This window comes from Pseudomonas sp. HS6-2 (assembly GCF_049325675.2).
Taxonomy (GTDB): domain Bacteria; phylum Pseudomonadota; class Gammaproteobacteria; order Pseudomonadales; family Pseudomonadaceae; genus Aquipseudomonas; species Aquipseudomonas putida_N.
The window spans coordinates 5,946,735-5,966,423 of sequence record NZ_CM143906.1 but is presented as its reverse complement, the minus strand read 5'-3'; the positions used below and the strand labels follow the sequence as shown (position 1 = coordinate 5,966,423).

The window sequence follows — 19,689 nt, the reverse complement described above, 5'->3', positions numbered from 1 at the left end:
AGGGCCCTAAAGGCCGACCAACAATTCCCGGTAATCCTCGACCGCTGCGAATTCTTCGGTATCCCTGGGCTGCGCCCGGCTATCCGGCTGGCGCACCGCCAAAAGATGCCCCACGCCAAACCGCCGCGCACTGCGCAGGATAGCCAAGGTGTCATCGATGAACAGGCTGCGCTGCGGATCAAAGCCGATATCCGCCTTCAAGGCATCCCAGAACTGCGCGTTTTCCTTCGGGTAGCCGTAATCGTGCGAACTGATCAGCCGTTCGAAATACGGCGCCAGTTCCACCCGCTCCAGCTTCAGTGACAGTGAGTCGCGATGGGCATTGGTGATCATCACCACGCGCTTGCCCGCCTTGCGGATGGCTGCGAGAAAGGTATCGGCATCGGGCCGTAGGGCGATCAGGTCGGCGATCTCGCGCTTGAGCTCGCGAATCGGCAGTTTCAGCTCGCTGCTCCAGAAGTCCAGGCAGTACCAGTTGAGGGTGCCGGCGTTGCGCTCGAACAGCGGCTGCAGCTCCATTTCTGCCGTGGCCCGGCTGACACCATGCAGCTCGGCGTAGCGCTGGGGCAGGTGGTCGAGCCAGAAGCGGTTGTCGTAGTGCAGGTCGAGCAGGGTGCCGTCCATGTCCAGCAGGACGGTGTCGATGGCAGACCAGGGAAGAACAGGCATGGGAAATTCTCGATCAGTCGGCTAGCCACGGTATAGTAACCCGTTCACGCCAAGGAGCTGCCCCATGCGCCAGAAACCCACCGTCCTCAGTCGCGAGATCGTCGCCAGCAGCCGCCTGTTCCGTGTCGAGGCCGTGCAGTTGCGCTTCAGCAATGGCAGCGAGCGTACCTATGAGCGCCTGGTCGGCCGCGGCAACGGCTATGGCGCGGTGATGATCGTGGCAATGCTCGATGCCGAGCACGCGGTGCTGGTGGAGGAATACTGCGGCGGCACCGACGAATACGAGCTGTCATTGCCTAAAGGCCTGATCGAGCCGGGTGAGGACGTGCTGGCCGCCGCCGACCGCGAGCTCAAGGAAGAAGCCGGCTTTGGCGCTCGCCAGCTGGAACACCTGACCGAGCTGTCGCTGTCGCCTGGCTACATGAGCCAGAAGATCCAGGTGGTGCTGGCCAGCGACCTCTACGAGGAGCGCCTGGAGGGCGACGAGCCGGAGCCGATGCGGGTCGACAAGGTCAACCTGCGCGAGCTTTCGGCCCTGGCCATGCACCCGCAGTTCACTGAAGGGCGGGCGCTGGCGGCGCTGTACCTGGCCCGTGACCTGTTGATCCAGCGGGGGCTGCTCGAAGCATGAACGACCTGCAACTGATGCGCGAAGTGGTCAAGCTTGCCCAATTGGCAGGCGAAGCCATCCTGCCGTTCTGGCGCGCCGACGTGGCGGTGACCAACAAGGCCGACGATTCGCCGGTGACGGCCGCTGACCTGGCGGCGCATCGGGTCATTGCCGATGGCCTGCTGGCGCTGGCGCCGCAGATCCCGGTGCTCTCCGAAGAGGACTGCAATATCCCGCTGGCCGAGCGCCAGGGCTGGAGTCGCTGGTGGTTGGTTGACCCGCTCGACGGCACCAAGGAGTTCATTGCCGGCAGTGAGGAATTCACCGTCAACATCGCGCTGGTCGAGAATGGCGAGGTGGTGTTCGGCGTGGTATCGATGCCGACCAACGGGCGCTGCTATTTCGGTGGCCGCAGCTTCGGCGCCTGGCGCACTGAAGGGGCTGCTGAGGCCCTGCCTGTCCAGGTGCGCAATGCGCCGCCCGTCGGTGGTCGTTTCACCGTGGTGGCAAGCCGTCGCCATTCCAGCCCGCAGCAAGAGGCGCTGCTGGCTGGCCTGAGTGCTGCGGTGGGTGAGCTGGAATTGGCAAATATCGGCAGCTCGCTGAAATTCTGCCTGCTGGCCGAAGGCAGCGCCGACTGCTACCCGCGCCTGGCGCCGACTTCACAATGGGACACGGCGGCGGCGCAGGGTGTCTTGGAGGGTGCCGGTGGCGAGGTGATCGAAGTGGATGGCCAGCCTTTCCGCTACCCGGCGCGTGACTCGCTGCTCAATCCGTTCTTCCTGGCGTTGCCTGCCAAGGCTGCCTGGCGCCAGGCCTTCCTTGACCTGGTCTGAAGCTCGCGCGACAGCCTTGTCAGCGATGTAGCACGTACTGCCCGCTGAAGGTGACGGCGGGCTCATCACTGCCGGCGTTGCTGACGCTGGTTGCCAATGTCAGCCGCGCCCGGCCACGGCGCTGGTACATCGTCAGGAACCGCTCCCAGGTCTTTTCGTCCGGCGCCGTGCAACGCGCTACCGCCGCGCCGGTCACCGGCAGCGGGTAGTTGATCAGGCCTTCCTGGATGACGATATGCCCGTCATCGATGCCCAGTTCGCGCAGGCGCAGGTGCAGCCAGCCCCATCCCACCAGCACCGCAGCACAGTACAGGCTGCCGCCGAACATGGTGCTCTTGTGGTTGACGTTGGCGGCCAGCGGCAGTTGCAGGCGCAGGGTATGGGCTTGCCAATCGATGACTTCCAGGCCCATTTCACGGGTTAGCGGAATGTCGCCGTGCAGCACGGACTGCAGGTATTGGCTATCGGAACTCATGGGCGGTTTTCCTCGTGGTCGTCGCTGCCGCTGCTACCGCCTTCGAAATGCAGACCGTGCTTGCGCAGCTTGTCGTGCAGGGTCTTGCGCGGGATGCCGAGGGCTTCGGCGAGGCTGCGCATGGAGCCATGGGGCTGGGCCAGTTCGGCGGCGATCAGGGAGCGCTCGAACTGCTCGACCTGTTCGCTGAGATTGCCCGGCAGTATCGGCGTAGCGCTGGGGGCAGGCGCCGGTGCCTGACCATCGAGGGCCAGCTCCAGGCCCAGGGCAAAGCGTTCGGCAGCGTTCTGCAGTTCGCGCACGTTGCCCGGCCAGTCATGGCGCAACAGCATGGCCCGCTGGGCCGGTTGCAGGCTGTGAGGTGGCAGGCCATGGCGCTGGCTGGCGGCATCGGCGAAGTGCTGGAACAGCACCAGGATGTCGTCACCACGTTCGCGCAAAGGTGGAATGCGCAGCGGCGCCACGTTCAGGCGGTAGTAGAGGTCGGCACGAAAGCGGCCCTGGTCGGCAGAGGTGCGCAAGTCTTCCTTGGTGGCGGCGATGATGCGGATATCCAGCGGGATCAGCTGGTTGCCACCGAGGCGCTCGACCACTCGCTCCTGTAACAGGCGCAGCAGCTTTACCTGCACGTCCAGGCTCATGCTCTCGATTTCGTCGAGGAACAGCGTTCCGCCGTTGGCGAACTCGAACTTGCCGATGCGCCGCTTCTGCGCACCGGTGAAAGCGCCTGGCTCGTGGCCGAACAGCTCGCTTTCGACCACCGACTCGGCCAGCGCACCGGCATTGATGGCCACGAACGGGCCGTCGCGGCGGCTGGACAGGTCGTGCAGGGCACGAGCGACCACCTCTTTGCCGGCGCCGGTTTCACCGAGGATCAGGACATCGGCACGGGTGCCTGCCAGGGCGCCGATCTGCTCACGCAGGCGCTGCATCGACGGTGAGTGGCCGACCAGCCGGGTGGCCAGTTGCTGACGGTCGCTCAGGGCCAGGCGCAGGCTGCGGTTGTCCAGCACCAGGCGGCGCAGGGCCAGGGCGCGGCGCACGCTATCGAGCAGGGCGTCGCTGGCGAAGGGTTTTTCCAGGAAGTCGTAGGCGCCCGCGCGCATGGCCTGAACTGCCAGCGGCACATCGCCGTGGCCGGTAATCAGCAGCACCGGCAGTTCGCTGTCGCGGCCGTGCAACTGCTCCAGCAATTGCAGGCCGTCGATGCCAGGCATGCGGATATCGCTGACCACCACGCCCGGCCAGTCGGGCTCGATGCGCTCGGCCAGGCCTTGGGCGTCAGCCAGGGCAACGACCTTGAGCCCGGCCAGGTCGAGGGTCTGGCTCAGGGCCTGGCGCAGGTGGGGGTCGTCGTCGACCAGGATCACCTGGGCCTGGCTGTCGATGTAAGGCTCGGTCGTCATGCCGAGGAGTCCTCCGAAGTGGGCAAGGTAGCGCCGGGTGCAGCCTCGCGCAGTTGCAGGGTGAGCAGGGCGCCACCTTCAGGGTGGTTGGCCAGCAGCAATTCACCGCCCAGCGTGCGCATCAGGCTTTCGCAGATGGCCAGGCCCAGGCCCAGGCCCTGGGTGCGGGTCTTGGTGGTGAAGAACGGCTCTTTGGCGTGCTCCAGAGCCTGGCGGCTGAAGCCCGGGCCATTGTCGCGAATGTACAGGTAGACGTAATCATCGTGCTTTTCGGCACTCAGCCACAGGCGCCGCGGGTTGGCCTTTTCCGTCAGGGCGTCGAGGGCGTTGGCCAGCAGGTTGCCGAGCACCTGGCGCAGGCGGGTTTCGCCGGCCTGCACCCACAGGGTGGCCTCGGGCAGGTCGCGGATCAGCTCCACGGCCATCGCCCGACGGCGCTTGGCCAACAGGGCCAGGGCATCATCCAGTGCCGGTTGCAGGGCCACGCTTTCCGGGGCGTGGCGGTCGCGACGGGCAAAGGCGCGCAGGTGGGCGATGATCGAGGCCATGCGCCCGGTCAGTTCGCCAATCAGCTTGAGATTGCCGCGGGCGTCCTCGGTGCGCTGGTGGTCGAGCAGGATTTCGGCGTTCTCGGCGTAGCTGCGGATCGCCGCCAGGGGTTGGTTGAGCTCGTGGCTGATGCTCGCTGACATGGTGCCGAGCACCGACAGCTTGCCGGCCTGGACCAGTTCATCCTGGGCGCGCACCAGCTCCTGCTGGGCGTTCTCGCGTTCCAGCACGGCGCTTTTCAGCCGGGCGTTAAGGCCTTCGAGGGCGGCGGTACGCTCGGCCACGCGGGTTTCCAGCTCTTGACGGCCACGGGCCTCGAAGTCGATGCGGTCGATGTAGTGGCGGCGCCGCTGCATCACCAGGCCGGCGAACAGCATCAGCACCAGCAGCGCGCCGGCGCCGATAGCCATCACCGTCTGCACCGAGCGATCGACCAACAGGCGCGGGGCGAGGATGCTCACCTGCCAGCCGGTTTCCTTGATGTCGCGGGTCTGGGTGAGCCAGGCGTCCTGGTTCAGCACCAGCGGTTGCGGGGCCTGGGTCGGGTAGGGCTGGATGGCGACGATTGCCCGGCGCTCGGCGTCAGTCAGCTCGCGGGTGGCGCGAAAACGCCACTCGGGGCGCGAGGTGAGGATCACCACGCCGTTGTGGTCGGTCAGCAGCAGTTGCTCGGGGGTACGGCCCCAGAGGGTTTCGGTGTGGTCCAGGTCGACCTTGACCACCAGCACGCCAACGATGCGCTCGCGGTCGCGCACGGCGGCAGCGAAGAAGTAGCCGCGTTTGGCCGAGGTGGTGCCCTGGCCGAAGAAACGACCCAGGCGGCCGGCCATGGCTTCGATGAAATACGGGCGGAAAGAGAAGTTGCGGCCTACGAAGCTGTCCTGCTTGTCCCAGTTGGAGGCAGCCAGGGTGTTGCCGCTGACGTCCATCAGGTACATCACCTCGGCGCCGGTCTGCTGGACGATGTCCTTGAGCAGGCGGTTGGCGTTGGTGACTGCTTCGAGGCGGAACGGGTCGGCCAGCACGCCGCGCAGCGCAGGTAGATCGCCGAGGATCTGCGGCAGGGTTTCGTAGCGGTGCAGGGTGCCGAGCAGGTTGGCGACGTACAGGTCGAGGGTCTGGCGGTTCTGCGAGGCCAGTTCGTCCTGGTAGTAGCGCTCGGCCAGATGGTGCAGTGGCCACAGCAGTGGCGCCAGGCACAGGGCCAGCAGGGCCAGGCTGCGCCAGCGGGGACGGCGAGGGGAGGTGGGTTTTGCAATCATCGCGTAAGTGCGCCAGACGGGTCTGGCGCAATTATGCGCTACTTGAGGCAGTCGATCAGCGCTTGCTGCCAGTGCGGCAGGTGTACGTCCCACTCACGGGCCAGGCGCGAGCAGTCCAGGCGTGAGTTGGCCGGGCGACGCGCCGGGGTCGGGTACTCGCTGGAAGGGATCGGCAGCAGCTCGGCGCAAGGCAGGCCGCGCGCCTTGAGGTGTTCGCCGATGGCCTGGGCGAAGCCAAACCAGGAGGTATCGCCCTGGGCGGTCAGGTGATAGGTGCCCCAGGCGCCGCGCTGCCCGGCTTGCCAGCGCTCGATGAGTTCCCGGGTGGCGGCGGCAATGGTCGTGGCCCAGGTGGGGGCGCCGATCTGGTCGTTGACCACGCGCAGCTGCGGTTTTTCCTGCAGCAGGCGTTGCATGGTCAGCAGGAAATTGCGCCCGTACAGCGAGTACACCCAGCTGGTGCGCAGAATCAGGTGCTCACCATCCACTGCGGCGATGGCTTGCTCCCCGGCCAGTTTGCTGCGGCCGTAGACACCCAGCGGGTTGGGACGGTCGGCTTCGGTATAGGGCAAGGCCTTTTCGCCATCGAAGACATAGTCGGTGGAGTAGTGGATCAGCGGCGCACCCAGGCGCACCGCCTCTTCGGCCAGCACTCGCGGGCCTTCTGCGTTGATCGCGAAGGCCAGGTCCGGTTCGGTTTCGGCCTGGTCCACTGCGGTATGGGCGGCGGCGTTGATGATCAGTTGCGGGGCCAGGCGCCGCAATGGCTCGCGCAGCGCCTCGGGGCTGGCCATGTTCAGTTGGTCACGGCCCAGCAGATGCACGTCGCCAAGCCCGTTCAACTGGGCCAGCAGTGCCTGAGCGACCTGGCCATGGTGGCCACAGACGAGAATCTTCATGGGAACAGGTCCGCATCTTTCAACAACACGGCTGCCTGGTCCTTGGCCGACAGGGTCGGGTTCTCCACATCCCAGTCGATGGCCAGGTCAGGGTCGTCCCAGCGGATCGAGCGCTCGGCGGCAGGGTTGTAGTAATCGGTAGTCTTGTACAGGAAGTCGGCTGTTTCGCTCAGCACCAGGAAGCCATGGGCGAACCCGGGTGGAATCCAGAACTGCAGGTGGTCGGTGGAGGTCAGGCGCCGGGCAACCCAGCGCCCGAAGTACGGCGAACTACGGCGGATGTCCACGGCCACGTCCAGCACTTCGCCCTGCACCACGCGCACCAGTTTCCCCTGGGGGTTGTCGATCTGGTAATGCAGGCCGCGCAGTACGCCACGCTGGGAGCGCGAATGATTGTCCTGGACAAAATGGCCGTCGAACCCGGTCTGTTTCTCGAATTCGCGGGCATTGAAGCTTTCGAAGAAGAAGCCACGGCTGTCGCCGAAGACCTTTGGTTCGATGATGACTACGTCGGGTATCTCGGTCGCTATGATGTTCATGGAGATTCTTCGGTCAGTGTGCTGAAGGTCCGACCTTGAAAGGTCCGCTCTACATCCGCCGTCTTGGCAAACTGAGCCTAGATCGGCTGGCGGTGAGCCAGCACGCGCCCACCTGTCGATTTCATCTTCGCACCGGGTTATCGGCCACAAGCCCGGCTTCCCCAGTAGAAACATGAAACAGGTTTCATCTTGAGGCTTTTTGGCATGCTGATGCAGCCTGTGCCAAGCGATTATATCGAACGTCGAGTGCCGGTAGATCCTGGCTGACCATTTGTCGATCTATATCGGTAAATAATAGCTAATGGTTGGTTTTTAATCGTTTTCAAGGCTTTTAAAGTCGATATGTATCGGTTATAAATTAGCCAGTCGCGGCGGGCATGACGCACCGTCGGCAATGTCACATTCACTTGCTATCCATCGACCATCGGCCCAGTGCCTTTGCAGAGGTTACCCATGAAAACCCTCAACTCCACCCCCCGCGCCGACGGTTTCCACATGCCCGCCGAATGGGCGCCGCAAAGCCAGGTCTGGATGGTCTGGCCAGAGCGCTCGGACAACTGGCGCCTGGGCGGCAAGCCAGCTCAGGCGGCCCATGTCACTTTGGCCAAGGCGATCGCCCGCTTCGAGCCAGTGACGGTGGCCGTTTCTGCCGCTCAGTACGAAAACGCCCGTCGTCAGCTCGACCTGCCGAACATCCGTGTGGTGGAAATCAGCAACGATGACGCCTGGGTGCGCGACACCGGCCCGACCTTCGTGATCAACGACCATGGTGAAGTGCGCGGCGTGGACTGGGGCTTCAACGCCTGGGGCGGCTTCGACGGTGGCCTGTATGCGCCGTGGAACCGTGATGAGGAACTGGCGGCCAAGGTACTGGAAATGGAGCGCTGCCAGCGCTACCACACCGAAGGCTTCGTGCTTGAAGGCGGTTCGATTCATGTCGATGGCGAAGGCACCCTGATCACCACCGAAGAATGCCTGCTCAACCGCAACCGCAACCCGCACCTGAATCGCGAGCAGATCGAAGAGATCTTGCGCGAGCACCTGTCGGTGGAAACCATCGTCTGGTTGCCCGATGGCCTGTACAACGACGAAACCGACGGCCACGTCGACAACTTCTGCTGTTACGTCAGCCCAGGCGAAGTGTTACTGGCCTGGACCGATGATTCCAACGACCCCAACTACGCCCGTTGCCACGCCGCCTACGAGGTGCTGAAAAACACCCGTGATGCCAAAGGCCGCGAGTTCGTGGTGCACAAGATGCCGATCCCCGGCCCGCTGTTCGCCACCGAAGAAGAGTGCGCGGGCGTTGATCAGGTAGCCGGTAGCCAGGAGCGCGACCCGTCGGTGCGCCTGGCCGGTTCGTACGTGAACTTCCTGATCGTCAACGGCGGCATCATTGCGCCGAGCTTCAATGACCCGGCAGATGCCCAGGCCAGAGCGATTCTGGCCAAGGTCTTCCCGGGCCACGAAGTGGTGATGATCCCAGGCCGTGAGCTGCTGCTCGGCGGTGGCAACATCCACTGCCTGACCCAGCAGCAACCGGCACCGGCCAAGCGCTGATACAGGCCACACGAAGAAGCCCGTCGAATGACGGGTTTTTTTTTGCCTGGACGATATCCGGAGGGCTGGATGGCATATGTTTTGTATTGTTTTTCAGTGAGTTACCCAGACAGGCCGGGCACACCGTTCTGTAACAATATCGACGTAAATTAGCCGCTCACGGGCCCAGGGAGTACGTGTAGACATGAACGCAGCAAGTGAGACGGCTTTGCGCCCATCGGCAGTGAATCACCAATCGCTCAGTATTCTGGCGCAGTGGTTGAAATACCATGGAGGCAAACGGGTCAGGACGACCGACCCACGACGTCTGCTTGACGGCCGCTATCCTCAAGGGCTGATCAGCGATGCTGAGCTGGATGCGCTGCTAGGGGTCTGGCACTGACCAGGGCAGGAGCCCGCCCCATGAAAAACGCCACCGCAGATGCGGTGGCGTTTTCGTTTGTACACGGCGCAGACGGCTGATCAGAAACTGTAGGTACCGGTCACCACCAGGCTGCGTGGGTCGCCGACCTGGATCTGCGCGGCGCTGGTCGCCGAGCTGTAATAGGTTTTGTCGGTGATATTGCTCAGCGCTGCCCGCACATCCCAGTCATGGGTACGGAAACCAACCAGCGCATCCCAACGGCCATAGCCTGGCAATACCGTGGTGTTCTGGTTGTCGGCGTAGCGTTCGCCGACCAGTGTGAGCCCAGTCTCGGCATACCAGCCCAGTTCGGGTTTCCAGGTCACGAACAGGCTGCCGTTGCGTTTGGCCACATCGTTGATGCGATTGCCTTCCAGGCCATTGTTGTCCTTGACGATGGTCGCATCCTGCAAGCCAATGCCGCCGCGCACATACCAGTTGCCGACGATATTGCCGGTGGCGGTCAGTTCGATGCCGCGCGAGCGTTGGAGGCCGCTGAGGAGGGTGATCTCCGGGTTGTTCGGGTCGCGGGTGCGGCGGTTGTAGAGTTCCAGTTCATAAATGGCCAGGGTGGTGCTCAGGCGCTCGTCCAGCCAGTCGCTCTTCACCCCGATCTCTTTCTGCCGGGTCAGCTCCGGGCTGGTGTCGTTGGTGTTGCCCGGCGCGCCTGGGGTAATGCCGATCAAGCCGCCGCCCACGGGCGAGAATGTCTTGCTCCACGACGCGTAGAAGGAGTGGTCGCGCCAAGGGGTGTAGACCACGCCCAGGCGCGGACTGGTGGTATTGCTGTCCTGTTTCTCGGACAGGTTGCGGACCTTGTTGGTGGTCTCTACCTCGAACTGGTCGAAACGCACCCCGGCCAGCAATTGCCATTGGTCATTCAGGCGGATCTGGTCCTGCAGGTAGAGCCCGCGGCTGTCGACCACGGTGTGGTTGTCGCTCGACACCACCATGCGGCCATTGTGCTGCAGGCTGCGGTCGGGGTTGTAGACATTCAAAGGGGGGACTGGGCTGCCCCCGGCCGAGACCGGCGCAGCGGTGTACAGCGTCGGGTCGCGGCGCTGATTGCCGAACTCCAGCCCGATCAACAGCTTGTGCTCAAAGCCGAGGGTAGCGAAATCACCTTCGGCTTCCAGGTTGTTGAACAGATTGCGGGTGGTCAGGTCTTGTTGCCAGCGCTGGCGGGTGACTGTCTGGTTGCTGGCGTTGTAGCCGGTCAGGTAGGTGTTGTCGAAGTCGCTGTCGAGCTTGAACAGGCCAAGCGTGTGGCGCAATTGCCAGGTTTCATTGAGCTGGTAGTTAAGCCGAGAGCGCAGCGATTGCGCGCGGTCATCGATGTAGTCGCGCTGGGTGTCGCCATAGGTGGTGCTGCGGCCGACATCCGCCGGGCGCCCGTTGACACCAGGAATGCCACGGTCAGGCGTGCGGTTGTAGCGGCTGTATTCGTACTGCACCAGCCAGTTGAGGTCGGGGGAAAGCTGCCAGCTCATCGACGGCGCGAACAGTTGCCGGCTACCGTCGATGCCATCGCGGAAACTGTTGTTGTCCTGGTTGCCCATGTTCAGGCGCAGGCTGATGGTGTCGCTGGGGTCGGCGCTGAGGTCGGCATACAGGCTGCGCAGGTCTTCACTGCCCCCTTGGGCTTCGATTGACGAGCGCCGTCCATGTTCTGGCGCCTTGCTTACCCGGTTGACGATGCCGCCCTGGCTGCCACGGCCATAAAGCACGGCTGCTGGCCCTTTGAGGACTTCGACCCGTTCGATGTTATGCAGGTCGCGAATGTACTGGCTGTCGTCGCGAATGCCGTCCAGATAGAAGTCGTTGCTGGCCTCGAAGCCACGAATACGGATGCTGTCGAAGCGTGTATCGGCACCGCTGCTGACGTTGGGAATGCCCTCCAGCGCCTTGCCCAGCGTATGGCTGCCGTAGTCCATGACGTTGGAAGTCTTCACCGTGTCGATGGCTTGCGGCACATAGCGCACCGGCGTAGACGTACGGGTCGCGGTGCTGACCTCCTTGACCTGTGGGTTGTCTTTTTCGCGCTCGCTCTCGGCAGTCACCGAGAGTTCGGGAAGTGTGGTGCTGGTGGCGCTGGCTAGGCTGGAGCTGATCAACAGAGACAGGCCAAGGCCAAGGAAAGGCAGGCGATTGGGGAAGGGCATCGGAACATCCGGGCAGGAGTAAATGAAAAACAGGCGCGAATGGTAATGCTTGTTATTTGCTTCTGCTCGGCTATTTGTAAAGGCTTGTCTTTACATATGTGTCAGTTTGTAAATTCCGCTTTTCCCCGGTTTGGTGCCGAAAAATCCCACGGAAGTCAAAATGACTGCCGATTGCGTCAAGTGGCATGAAAATGCACCAGTCACGGAAGTGAAATTGGTTATATCAACCTGCAATTCACGACTTTTTGACATTTGTAATCGCAGGCAGCTAGGATTCGGCCAACGCTTGCTGGCCACGACTGGCCATGCTGCTGCTTAAAGCCCGCCACACCACTGTCGGCGGGCTTTTCAGTTCGGATCCGCACAGCGTCGAACCTACGAAGGGGCGTTGGTTCCTGGCGTAATGGTGCAAAGCGTTTTTGATTTAGAAATAAGGAAAACAACATGTTGAAAACCAGGATCAGCCTGGTCGCTCTGGCGATGATCGCCGCGACCCAGGCCCAGGCCAACGATCAGGCCGACAGCAAGGGCTTCCTCGAGGACAGCCACGCCAACGTTCTGCTGCGCAACGCGTTCATCAACCGTGACAAGAAGCACGGCAAGAACGACCAGAGCGAATGGGGCCAAGCGTTCATCGGCAAATTCTCTTCCGGTTTCACCCAGGGCACCGTCGGCGTGGGCGTTGACGCCTTCGGCCTGTATGCAATGCGCCTGGACGGCGGCAAAGGCCGCAACGGTGCTGCCGGCATCGACTTCTTCAAGGCCAGCGACAACGACCCGAAGAACTCGCCGCACAACCTGGCTCGCGGTGGCGCTGCCATCAAGTTCCGCGTTTCCAACACCGTGCTCAAGTACGGTGACATGATGCCTGAGCTGCCGGTGCTGCAGTACGACGACAGCCGCCTGCTGCCCGAGAGCTACACCGGTACCTTCATCACCTCCAAGGAGATCGAAGGCCTGGAGCTGAACGCCGGTCACTTCACCGAGGAAGCGCGCAAGAGCGCCGAAGGTCGCGACAGCGGCCACCTGAAGTCGATCGATGTGTTCGGTGGCAGCTACAAGTTCACCGACAACTTCACCGCCTCCGCCTACACGTCGAACATCGAAGACGTGATGAAGAAGCATTACCTGGGCATGAACTACGTCTTCCCGATCGCGGCAGACCAGTCCCTGACCCTGGACTTCAACGGCTACAAGTCGGACATCAACAGCAAGTACGTCCAGAAAGCCGAGCTGACCGGTGACGAAAACACCATCTGGAGCCTGGCGGCCACCTACGCCTTCGGCCCGCACTCGGTGACCCTGGCGCACCAGCGCAGCACCGGCAGCACCGGCTACAACTACGGCTGGTACCAGGATCGCGGTGGCGTGGGCGACGGTGGTTCAACCATTTACCTGGCCAACTCCTACTGGTCCGACTTCAACGCCGAAGACGAGCGCTCCTGGCAGCTCGCCTACGGCCTGGACTTCGGCGCCTTCGGCATGCCGGGCCTGACCTACAAGATCGCCTACGTGGCGGGTGACAACATCAACACCCACGGCTTCGGCGAAGGTAAAGAGCGCGAAATCTTCAACCAGCTGCGCTACGTCGTTCAGGACGGCCCGGCCAAGGACCTGTCGGTCAAGCTGCGTGGTTCCTGGCTGCGTACCAACAACGCGGTACAGCAGAACGGCTACAACGACGACGGCAACGAAGTCCGCGTATTCGTCGAGTACCCGATCAGCATCTTCTGATCCTGACCGAGCGTCTCAAGCAGCCCCGGCCTATGCCGGGGCTGTTGCTTTGCGGCGCACGCTGGCCGCTGCCGGTGCGACTGCCACCTCGGCTGTCTCCGGCGCAAAGCTGTCACTGCGTGCCATCCGCCACATCCGCGCATGGAACTCGCTTTCAATCGAGCCGCTGAGCAATTCGCCCGGTTTGAGGAATTGGTGCAGGTCGGAAAACAGGCTGATCTGGCTGGTGCTGATGCGCCGCGCCAGGTGCTTGGGCTTGAGCTCCGAGGGGTGCTCCAGGCCAGCGGCCGCGAGCATTTCGGCCAGGGCATGCAGGGTGTTGCGATGGAAGCTGGCCACCCGCTCGGCCTTGTCGGGCACCACCAGCGCACGCTGGCGCAATGGGTCCTGGGTGGCGACACCGGTCGGGCACTTGTTGGTGTGGCAGCTCTGCGACTGGATACAGCCGATGGCGAACATGAAGCCGCGAGCGGAGTTGACCCAGTCGGCACCGATGGCCAGCACGCTGGCGATATCGAAGGCGCTGACGATCTTGCCTGCGGCGCCGATGCGAATGCTCGAACGCAGGTTCAGGCCGACCAGGGTGTTGTGCACGAACATCAGGCCTTCGCGCATCGGCACGCCCATGTTGTCGCTGAACTCCCGAGGTGCCGCGCCGGTACCGCCTTCCTTGCCGTCGACAACGATGAAGTCCGGGGTGATACCGGTGACCAACATGGCCTTGGCGATGCCCATGAACTCCCACGGGTGGCCCAGGCAGAACTTGAAGCCCACCGGTTTGCCGCCCGACAGCTCGCGCAGGCTGGCGACGAAGTGCAGCAGTTCCACCGGGGTGCGGAATGCGCTGTGCGCAGCGGGGGAGATACAGTCTTCGCCCACGCGCACGCCCCGGGTAGCGGCGATTTCCGGGCTGACCTTGTGGGCCGGTAGAATCCCGCCGTGGCCGGGCTTGGCGCCCTGGCTGAGCTTGATTTCGATCATCTTCACCTGCGGGCTGCGCGCCTGTTCGGCGAAGCGTTGCGCGTCGAAACGGCCGTCCTCGGTGCGGCAACCGAAGTAGCCGCTGCCGATCTCCCAGATCAGGTCGCCGCCATGCTCGCGGTGGTAAGGGCTGATGCTGCCCTCGCCGGTGTCATGGGCAAAGCGGCCAAGGCGTGCACCCTGGTTGAGCGCGGCAATCGCATTGGCGCTGAGCGCGCCGAAGCTCATGGCCGAGATGTTGAAGATCGAGGCGGAGTAGGGCAGGCGGCATTGCGGCCCACCAATGGAAATGCGGAACGACGCTGGGTCGGGTGTGGCGACCGGCAGCATCGAGTGGCTGATGAATTCGAAGCCGGGCTTGTAGGCATCGTTGAGCGTGCCGAAGGCTTTCTCGGCGCTTTCGTTCTTGGCCCGGGCATACACCAGCGAGCGCTGCGAACGGGAGAACGGCAGCTTGTCGTCGTCACCTTCGATCAGGTACTGGCGGATCTCGGGGCGGATGGTCTCGATCAGGTAGCGGATGTTGCCCAGGATCGGGTAGTTGCGGCGCACCGCGTGGTGGCTCTGGCGCAGGTCGTTGAGGCCGACCAGGCTGAGCAGGGCGGTCACCACCGTCAGTGGCCAGAGCCAACTGTGCTGGGCAAGGAATGGGATACTGGCGAAGGTGAACAGCAGGCACAGGGCCAGGCAGGCATAGCGGCTTGGGAGTGAATCTTTCATGGGTCCATCGCAGGCTGGATGACGCGGCCTAGGATAGGCAAACCCCAGGTCGGGAAAACCTGGGGTTTTGGTAAAAGACTATTACCTGAACGTGAGGGGCTGGATCACCGGGGCAGCAATACACTGACGCGCAATCCGCCGCCCTCGCGATTGTGCAGCAGTAATTCGCCGCCATGGCTGCTGGCGATGCGCTGGGCGATGCTCAGCCCCAGTCCATAACCCCCGGATGCCTGATTGCGTGACCCTTCGCCACGCACGAACGGATCGGTGATGGTGGCCAGCAGGCCTGGCGCAATGCCGGGGCCGCGGTCGTCGATGTGGATGTAAACGCCAGTGATGGCGGTTTCCAGCGTCACCGATACCTGCCTGGCGTAACGCAGGGCATTGACCACCAGGTTCTGCAGGCAGCGTTGCAGCAACAGGGCATCGATCCGCAGGCTACCAGCCTTGCCGTGTACAGGCAGTGGCTCCGCGCTGCTGGCAAGGTCTGCGCACAGCCGTGCCACCAGGCGGTCGAGGTCGATGTGCTGGCGGTTTTGCTGTTCGCCGGCGCGTAGGTAGTCGAGCACCTGGACGATCATGTTGTCCATCTGGGTGATGTTCTGCCGCAGGCGTTCGCGCTGCTCGTCATCCGGCAGCCGCTCCAGGCGCAGGCGCATGCGGGTCAACGGGGTGCGCAGGTCGTGGGACACGGCGGCCAGAAAGCAGGCCTTGTCGTTGACCATGGTGATCAGCCGCTGCTGCATGGCGTTGAACGCCAACGCGGCCTGGCGTACTTCCTCGGGGCCGTCCAGAGCCAGCGCAGGTTGTTCGAGGTTGCTGCCCAGCCCGCGCGCCGCGTCGGCCAGGCGCCGTAACGGGCGCAGGCACAGGCGCACCGCGATCAGGCAGACCAGCAACACGGCGACGATCCGCAGCGCATAGACCCGCAGCAGGTAGTCGCTGATCAGCACCCACGCCGACTCGCCGCTCCAGCCCTGTAGCTCCTGACCGTCGATGCTCAACCAATGGCCATCGGCCAATGGCACGGCGAACTGGATATGCGCCTGGGCGGTGCGCAGGCCGAACAGGCTGCGCCAGACGATCGGCTGGCCCAAGTCATCGGTCAGCTGCACCTTCAGCAGGCGCAGTTCCTGGGCATGGCCCAGTTCGTACTTGAGTGCCTGTTGCAGCAACAGCTCGACGCGCCGGTGCCCGCGCCGCTGATCCTCCTGCGGCGCAGGTTCGCTTTCGGCGCAACGCAAGTGGTAGTGCGCCGGTATCTGCAGGTGTTCCGTGTGGCAATCGGCCTGGGCAATCAGCGCAGCGCTGCGCGCGGCCATGAGCCGGATCGGTGCTTCGAGCACTTGGGCGAAACGTACATCGAACCAGATGCTGCTCGACATCAACTGGATTACCAGCGTGCCGCTGACCATGATCAGCAGCAGCTGACCAAACAGCGTGCGTGGCCACAGGCGACGGAGCCAACGCATTTCAGCTGTCGGCCTCGGCACGGGCGATGCTCAGCAAATAGCCTTCGTTGCGGATGGTCAGGATCTGGATGTCGCTGGCCGGCGCACGGCGCAGTTGCTGGCGCAGGCGGCTGATGCACATGTCCACCGAGCGATCGTCAGGGTGGTGATCGCGGCCAAACGCACTGCGTGTCAGCTGATCCCGTGAGACCACGCGGTTGTTGGCCTCCAGCAGTTCGCGCAGCACCCGGTAATCGGAGCGGGGCAGGGTGAGGGTTTCGCCGTCCGGGCGGGTCAGCAGGCGCTTGACGTGGTCGAGGCTGAAACCCGCGAACTGCTGACCTTCGGTTGCTGGCTCTTCGGCAGAACTGTCCAGCCGCTGCGGGCGGCGCAGCACGGCCTTGATGCGGGCGATCAGCTCACGCGGTTCGAACGGCTTGGCCAGGTAGTCATCAGCACCCACTTCCAGGCCGATGATGCGATCCAGCGTGCTGCCCTTGGCCGACAGCATGATCACTGCCAGACCCGGCGTCGCCTGCAACTGGCGGCATAGGCTCAAGCCATCTTCGCCAGGCAGCATCAGGTCCAGCACCACCAGGTCGACCTTGCTCGCGGCGAGTTGCTCGCGCATGCCATCGCCGTCGGCGGCCGCCAGAACGGTATAGCCGGCATCGGAAAGGTAATCGCAGAGAAGTTCGCGGATCTCGTCGTCATCGTCGACAACCAGCAAGGTTGTGCTCATCGGGGTAAAACACCTGTTCGGGGAGGGCTGGCAGCGCTCGTTACGTTCAATTACATCCCCGTACAAGCCGGGTATGGAGCCCAAAGGGCGGATCTCTAGAATCGTAACAAAAAATCATCTGCAAATACGAAGATTTCCCAAATGAATCACAAGAGCGCCATGAACGACTTCACTCCTGTTGTCCGGGGCGGTAGCCGCCTGCACCCGCTTGCCTTCTTCGTTGCCGTTGCCGTCAGTGGCAACGCCATGGCTGCCGAAAGCCAGCCGCTGGAGCTGGATGCCACGCAGATCGAGGACAGTGCGCTTGTGTCCGTAGATGAGACCGGGCAGCTCGGCTACACGGTGGAAAACACCCGCAGCTCCACCGGGCTGAAGCTGACCCCACGGCAAACGCCGCAGTCGGTCACCACCATCACCCGCCAGCAGATGGACGATCGCGATGTGCATTCCATCGAGCAGGCGTTGGACACCACCCCAGGTGTGAGTGCCACCAAGTCAGAAGTGGGTGGGCGCACCGATTTCCGTGCCCGGGGTTATTCGATCAGCAACTGGAAGGTCGATGGCCTGCAGTTCCAGGGTGGTTCCGACTTCAGCGGTGGCGGCAACGCGCTGAACATGGACCTCTACGAGCGCATCGATATTGTCCGCGGCGCCAATGGCCTGCTGGGCGGCACCGGCGACCCGTCGGCCACGGTCAACCTGATCCGCAAGGCGCCGACCAGAACCTTTGGCGGCAGCGCCTACGCCACCTACGGCAGCTGGGACAAACGCCGCCTGGGCGCCGACCTCAACTTGCCGGTATCTGAAGACGGCCGCCTGCGCTCGCGCTTCGTCATGACCCAGGGCGACGCCAACTCGTTCCGCGACAACCAGTCCGAACGCTCGCGCGCTGCCCTGGCCAGTTTCGCGTTCGACATCGACGACGCCACCACGATTGGCGCCGGCTACCAGTACGAATACAACAAGGTGGTCGGTGGCGGCTGGGGCGCCAACATCCCGATCTGGTACAAGGACGGCAGCAAGACCGACTTGCCACGCAGCACCAACGTGGTGCCGAGCTGGAGCTTCGGCGAGTACACCACCCGCACCGCCTTCGGCTCGCTGGAGCACCGCTTCGACAACGACTGGACCCTGGACCTGAAGGCCGCCCAAAGCACGGCCGAAGTGCTCAACCACCGTGGCCTGGCCAAGGTCAACTCGGCCGGCCGTGGCAGCTACGGCGGCTACTGGGACCAGGATGGCAGCGGCGCGGTGCTCAACGGCCTGCACAGCTCCAGTGACACCACCCAGCAGTCCGCGCAGATCGACCTGTCCGGGCCGTTCCAGCTTTTTGGCCGCACCCACCAGGCAATGGTCGGCTACAACGACAGCCGGACCGTGGCCTGGTCGCCGGAATACAGCTGCACCATGGTCAGCGATGACCGCGTCAGCGCGCCATCAGTGGGCTGCCAGTTCCGCGCCAACAACGGCTTTCCGCTTACCGACTGGCACAACGGCGTGGACGGCGACTACGACATGATTGCCTCGCGCACCGGTCGCCACAGCAAGACCACCACCCGTTTGCAGGGCATGTACGCGGCCACCCGGTTGAGCATTACCGACCCGCTGTCGGTCATCGTCGGCGTGCGCACCACCGATTACTCGGCAACCACCAACAGTGTCGCCGGCGTGCGCAGCAACCAACAGAACAACGGCATCGTCACCCCGTACCTGGGCGCGGTGTACGACCTCAATGACACTTACTCGCTGTATGCCAGCTACACCGACATCTTCAACCCGCAGACGGCCGAGACCGAAAGCGGTACCAAGGTCGAGCCGATTCGCGGCCAGAGCTACGAAACCGGCATCAAGGGCGAGTGGCTGGACGGGCGCCTGAACGCCTCGGCGGCGTACTTCCGCACCAAGCAACAGAACAAGGCGGTGCTCGACGACGGCTTGACCACGCCGACCGGTGGTGACGCCTACAAGGCCGGTACCGGGCAGGAAACCGACGGTATCGACCTGGAAATTGCCGGTGCGTTAACGCCGAACTGGAATGTGTATGCCGGTTATACCTACCTGCACTTCCGCCGCGTGGATAGCGACGGGCGCAGCGACCCGTCGCACCTGTTCAAGGCTTCGACCACCTATCGCCTGTCCGGCCCGCTGGAGCGCCTGACCCTGGGCGCGGGTGTGAAAGCGCAGACCAATATTCGCGCGATTTCCAGCCCGGCAGGGCAGCCGGTGAACGGCGTGAGTGCCGGGGCGACCGACGTGAACTGGTCGGGTTATGCGATCTGGAATGCCATGGCCAAATACCAACTGACCGACGACACCTCGGTGAGCCTCAATGTCGACAACCTGTTCGACAAGCATTACTACAACCAGTACGGGTTCTACGCCGGGGCGATCTACGGTGACCCGCGCAACATGTCGCTGACGGTCAGCACCGCGTTTTGATCAATTGGGGTTGCCTTGCAGGCTATGGCTGGCAAGCGCGGCCCCAGCAAGACATGTGCAAGCCTCTTCTTCTTGCATTTCATCCGTAACCATAACGCGCACATGCGCACCGTACGGTTCTTCCATGTGCAAGCCAAAGTAACGGGAGTCGTTGGCATCCCAGAATGCCTCGACCTGCGCCATGGAGGCATTGGCAAGGAGCACTTCGGCGTTGTGCTCCAGGATGATCGAGTAACGGATTTCGGCATTCAT

Annotated in this window: 16 protein-coding genes; 5 read left to right on the top strand and 11 right to left on the bottom strand. The window is 63.4% G+C overall.

Annotation, left to right across the window (positions count from 1 at the left end; all coding sequences use genetic code 11):
• Positions 1-6: 6 nt before the first annotated feature.
• Complete coding sequence (gene yrfG, locus ACOKS3_RS27965; protein ID WP_103448602.1) at positions 7-669, bottom strand: GMP/IMP nucleotidase; 663 nt, start codon at positions 667-669, stop codon at positions 7-9.
• Positions 670-733: 64 nt separating this feature from the next.
• Here yrfG and nudE point away from each other — a divergent pair, with 64 nt between their 5' ends.
• Both nudE and cysQ read left to right on the top strand, forming a co-directional pair.
• Positions 734-1,300 carry an ADP compounds hydrolase NudE gene (nudE, locus tag ACOKS3_RS27960; protein WP_103448603.1) on the top strand — a complete coding sequence of 189 codons (567 nt, stop codon included), beginning with the start codon at positions 734-736 and terminating at the stop codon, positions 1,298-1,300.
• Positions 1,297-2,115 carry a 3'(2'),5'-bisphosphate nucleotidase CysQ gene (gene cysQ / locus ACOKS3_RS27955; protein ID WP_103448604.1) on the top strand — a complete coding sequence of 273 codons (819 nt, stop codon included), beginning with the start codon at positions 1,297-1,299 and terminating at the stop codon, positions 2,113-2,115. Before nudE ends, cysQ begins: the two co-directional genes overlap by 4 nt.
• A 19-nt stretch (positions 2,116-2,134) precedes the next feature.
• Here the strand turns inward: cysQ and ACOKS3_RS27950 are convergent, their stop codons facing one another.
• From ACOKS3_RS27950 to rfbC, 5 genes are read right to left on the bottom strand one after another with little or no spacing between them, the layout of a single operon-like run.
• Positions 2,135-2,590, bottom strand: a complete 456-nt coding sequence (locus tag ACOKS3_RS27950; RefSeq protein ID WP_103448605.1) for a thioesterase domain-containing protein — start codon at positions 2,588-2,590, stop codon at positions 2,135-2,137.
• Positions 2,587-3,996 carry a sigma-54-dependent transcriptional regulator gene (locus ACOKS3_RS27945; RefSeq protein WP_103448606.1) on the bottom strand — a complete coding sequence of 470 codons (1,410 nt, stop codon included), beginning with the start codon at positions 3,994-3,996 and terminating at the stop codon, positions 2,587-2,589. The genes ACOKS3_RS27950 and ACOKS3_RS27945 overlap by 4 nt, the downstream gene beginning before the upstream one ends.
• Positions 3,993-5,807: a sensor histidine kinase gene (locus ACOKS3_RS27940; protein WP_422764441.1), complete on the bottom strand. Its 1,815-nt coding sequence runs from the start codon at positions 5,805-5,807 to the stop codon at positions 3,993-3,995. Before ACOKS3_RS27940 ends, ACOKS3_RS27945 begins: the two co-directional genes overlap by 4 nt.
• A gap of 38 nt (positions 5,808-5,845) precedes the next feature.
• Positions 5,846-6,706, bottom strand: a complete 861-nt coding sequence (rfbD, locus tag ACOKS3_RS27935) for a dTDP-4-dehydrorhamnose reductase (protein ID WP_103448608.1) — start codon at positions 6,704-6,706, stop codon at positions 5,846-5,848.
• On the bottom strand, positions 6,703-7,245 hold the full coding sequence (gene rfbC, locus ACOKS3_RS27930; RefSeq protein WP_103448609.1) for a dTDP-4-dehydrorhamnose 3,5-epimerase: 543 nt from the start codon (positions 7,243-7,245) through the stop codon (positions 6,703-6,705). The genes rfbD and rfbC overlap by 4 nt, the downstream gene beginning before the upstream one ends.
• A 453-nt stretch (positions 7,246-7,698) precedes the next feature.
• Between rfbC and aguA the strand changes: the two genes are divergently transcribed.
• Positions 7,699-8,805 (top strand): agmatine deiminase, encoded by a 1,107-nt coding sequence (gene aguA / locus ACOKS3_RS27925; protein ID WP_103448610.1) that lies wholly within the window; start codon positions 7,699-7,701, stop codon positions 8,803-8,805.
• A 462-nt stretch (positions 8,806-9,267) separates the two neighbouring features.
• Here the strand turns inward: aguA and ACOKS3_RS27920 are convergent, their stop codons facing one another.
• On the bottom strand, positions 9,268-11,370 hold the full coding sequence (locus ACOKS3_RS27920; RefSeq protein ID WP_103448612.1) for a TonB-dependent receptor: 2,103 nt from the start codon (positions 11,368-11,370) through the stop codon (positions 9,268-9,270).
• Positions 11,371-11,814: 444 nt separating this feature from the next.
• Between ACOKS3_RS27920 and ACOKS3_RS27915 the strand changes: the two genes are divergently transcribed.
• Positions 11,815-13,104 (top strand): OprD family porin, encoded by a 1,290-nt coding sequence (locus tag ACOKS3_RS27915; protein WP_103448613.1) that lies wholly within the window; start codon positions 11,815-11,817, stop codon positions 13,102-13,104.
• A 30-nt stretch (positions 13,105-13,134) separates the two neighbouring features.
• Here ACOKS3_RS27915 and ACOKS3_RS27910 read toward each other — a convergent pair whose 3' ends face one another.
• The 3 genes from ACOKS3_RS27910 to ACOKS3_RS27900 form a co-directional block, all read right to left on the bottom strand.
• Complete coding sequence (locus ACOKS3_RS27910) at positions 13,135-14,805, bottom strand: FMN-binding glutamate synthase family protein (protein WP_422764442.1); 1,671 nt, start codon at positions 14,803-14,805, stop codon at positions 13,135-13,137.
• A gap of 104 nt (positions 14,806-14,909) precedes the next feature.
• Positions 14,910-16,277: an ATP-binding protein gene (locus tag ACOKS3_RS27905; RefSeq protein WP_103448615.1), complete on the bottom strand. Its 1,368-nt coding sequence runs from the start codon at positions 16,275-16,277 to the stop codon at positions 14,910-14,912.
• Between the two features lies 1 nt (position 16,278).
• The gene (locus ACOKS3_RS27900) at positions 16,279-16,998 is read right to left on the bottom strand and encodes a response regulator (RefSeq protein ID WP_422764443.1); all 720 of its coding nucleotides are present in this window, start codon (positions 16,996-16,998) and stop codon (positions 16,279-16,281) included.
• Positions 16,999-17,139: 141 nt separating this feature from the next.
• Between ACOKS3_RS27900 and ACOKS3_RS27895 the strand changes: the two genes are divergently transcribed.
• Positions 17,140-19,437 carry a TonB-dependent siderophore receptor gene (locus ACOKS3_RS27895; RefSeq protein ID WP_422764444.1) on the top strand — a complete coding sequence of 766 codons (2,298 nt, stop codon included), beginning with the start codon at positions 17,140-17,142 and terminating at the stop codon, positions 19,435-19,437.
• Here ACOKS3_RS27895 and ACOKS3_RS27890 read toward each other — a convergent pair whose 3' ends face one another.
• Positions 19,438-19,689 carry a hypothetical protein gene (locus tag ACOKS3_RS27890; RefSeq protein WP_103448618.1) on the bottom strand — a complete coding sequence of 84 codons (252 nt, stop codon included), beginning with the start codon at positions 19,687-19,689 and terminating at the stop codon, positions 19,438-19,440. It lies immediately after the preceding gene.

Bases quoted from the DNA above. Each gene is read 5' to 3' on its own strand.
- yrfG (WP_103448602.1), bottom strand. From the start codon at position 669: ATGCCTGTTCTTCCCTGGTCTGCCATCGACACCGTCCTGCTGGACATG.
- nudE (WP_103448603.1), top strand. From the start codon at position 734: ATGCGCCAGAAACCCACCGTCCTCAGTCGCGAGATCGTCGCCAGCAGC.
- cysQ (WP_103448604.1), top strand. From the start codon at position 1,297: ATGAACGACCTGCAACTGATGCGCGAAGTGGTCAAGCTTGCCCAATTG.
- ACOKS3_RS27950 (WP_103448605.1), bottom strand. From the start codon at position 2,590: ATGAGTTCCGATAGCCAATACCTGCAGTCCGTGCTGCACGGCGACATT.
- ACOKS3_RS27945 (WP_103448606.1), bottom strand. From the start codon at position 3,996: ATGACGACCGAGCCTTACATCGACAGCCAGGCCCAGGTGATCCTGGTC.
- ACOKS3_RS27940 (WP_422764441.1), bottom strand. From the start codon at position 5,807: ATGATTGCAAAACCCACCTCCCCTCGCCGTCCCCGCTGGCGCAGCCTG.
- rfbD (WP_103448608.1), bottom strand. From the start codon at position 6,706: ATGAAGATTCTCGTCTGTGGCCACCATGGCCAGGTCGCTCAGGCACTG.
- rfbC (WP_103448609.1), bottom strand. From the start codon at position 7,245: ATGAACATCATAGCGACCGAGATACCCGACGTAGTCATCATCGAACCA.
- aguA (WP_103448610.1), top strand. From the start codon at position 7,699: ATGAAAACCCTCAACTCCACCCCCCGCGCCGACGGTTTCCACATGCCC.
- ACOKS3_RS27920 (WP_103448612.1), bottom strand. From the start codon at position 11,370: ATGCCCTTCCCCAATCGCCTGCCTTTCCTTGGCCTTGGCCTGTCTCTG.
- ACOKS3_RS27915 (WP_103448613.1), top strand. From the start codon at position 11,815: ATGTTGAAAACCAGGATCAGCCTGGTCGCTCTGGCGATGATCGCCGCG.
- ACOKS3_RS27910 (WP_422764442.1), bottom strand. From the start codon at position 14,805: ATGAAAGATTCACTCCCAAGCCGCTATGCCTGCCTGGCCCTGTGCCTG.
- ACOKS3_RS27905 (WP_103448615.1), bottom strand. From the start codon at position 16,277: ATGCGTTGGCTCCGTCGCCTGTGGCCACGCACGCTGTTTGGTCAGCTG.
- ACOKS3_RS27900 (WP_422764443.1), bottom strand. From the start codon at position 16,998: ATGAGCACAACCTTGCTGGTTGTCGACGATGACGACGAGATCCGCGAA.
- ACOKS3_RS27895 (WP_422764444.1), top strand. From the start codon at position 17,140: ATGAATCACAAGAGCGCCATGAACGACTTCACTCCTGTTGTCCGGGGC.
- ACOKS3_RS27890 (WP_103448618.1), bottom strand. From the start codon at position 19,689: ATGAATGCCGAAATCCGTTACTCGATCATCCTGGAGCACAACGCCGAA.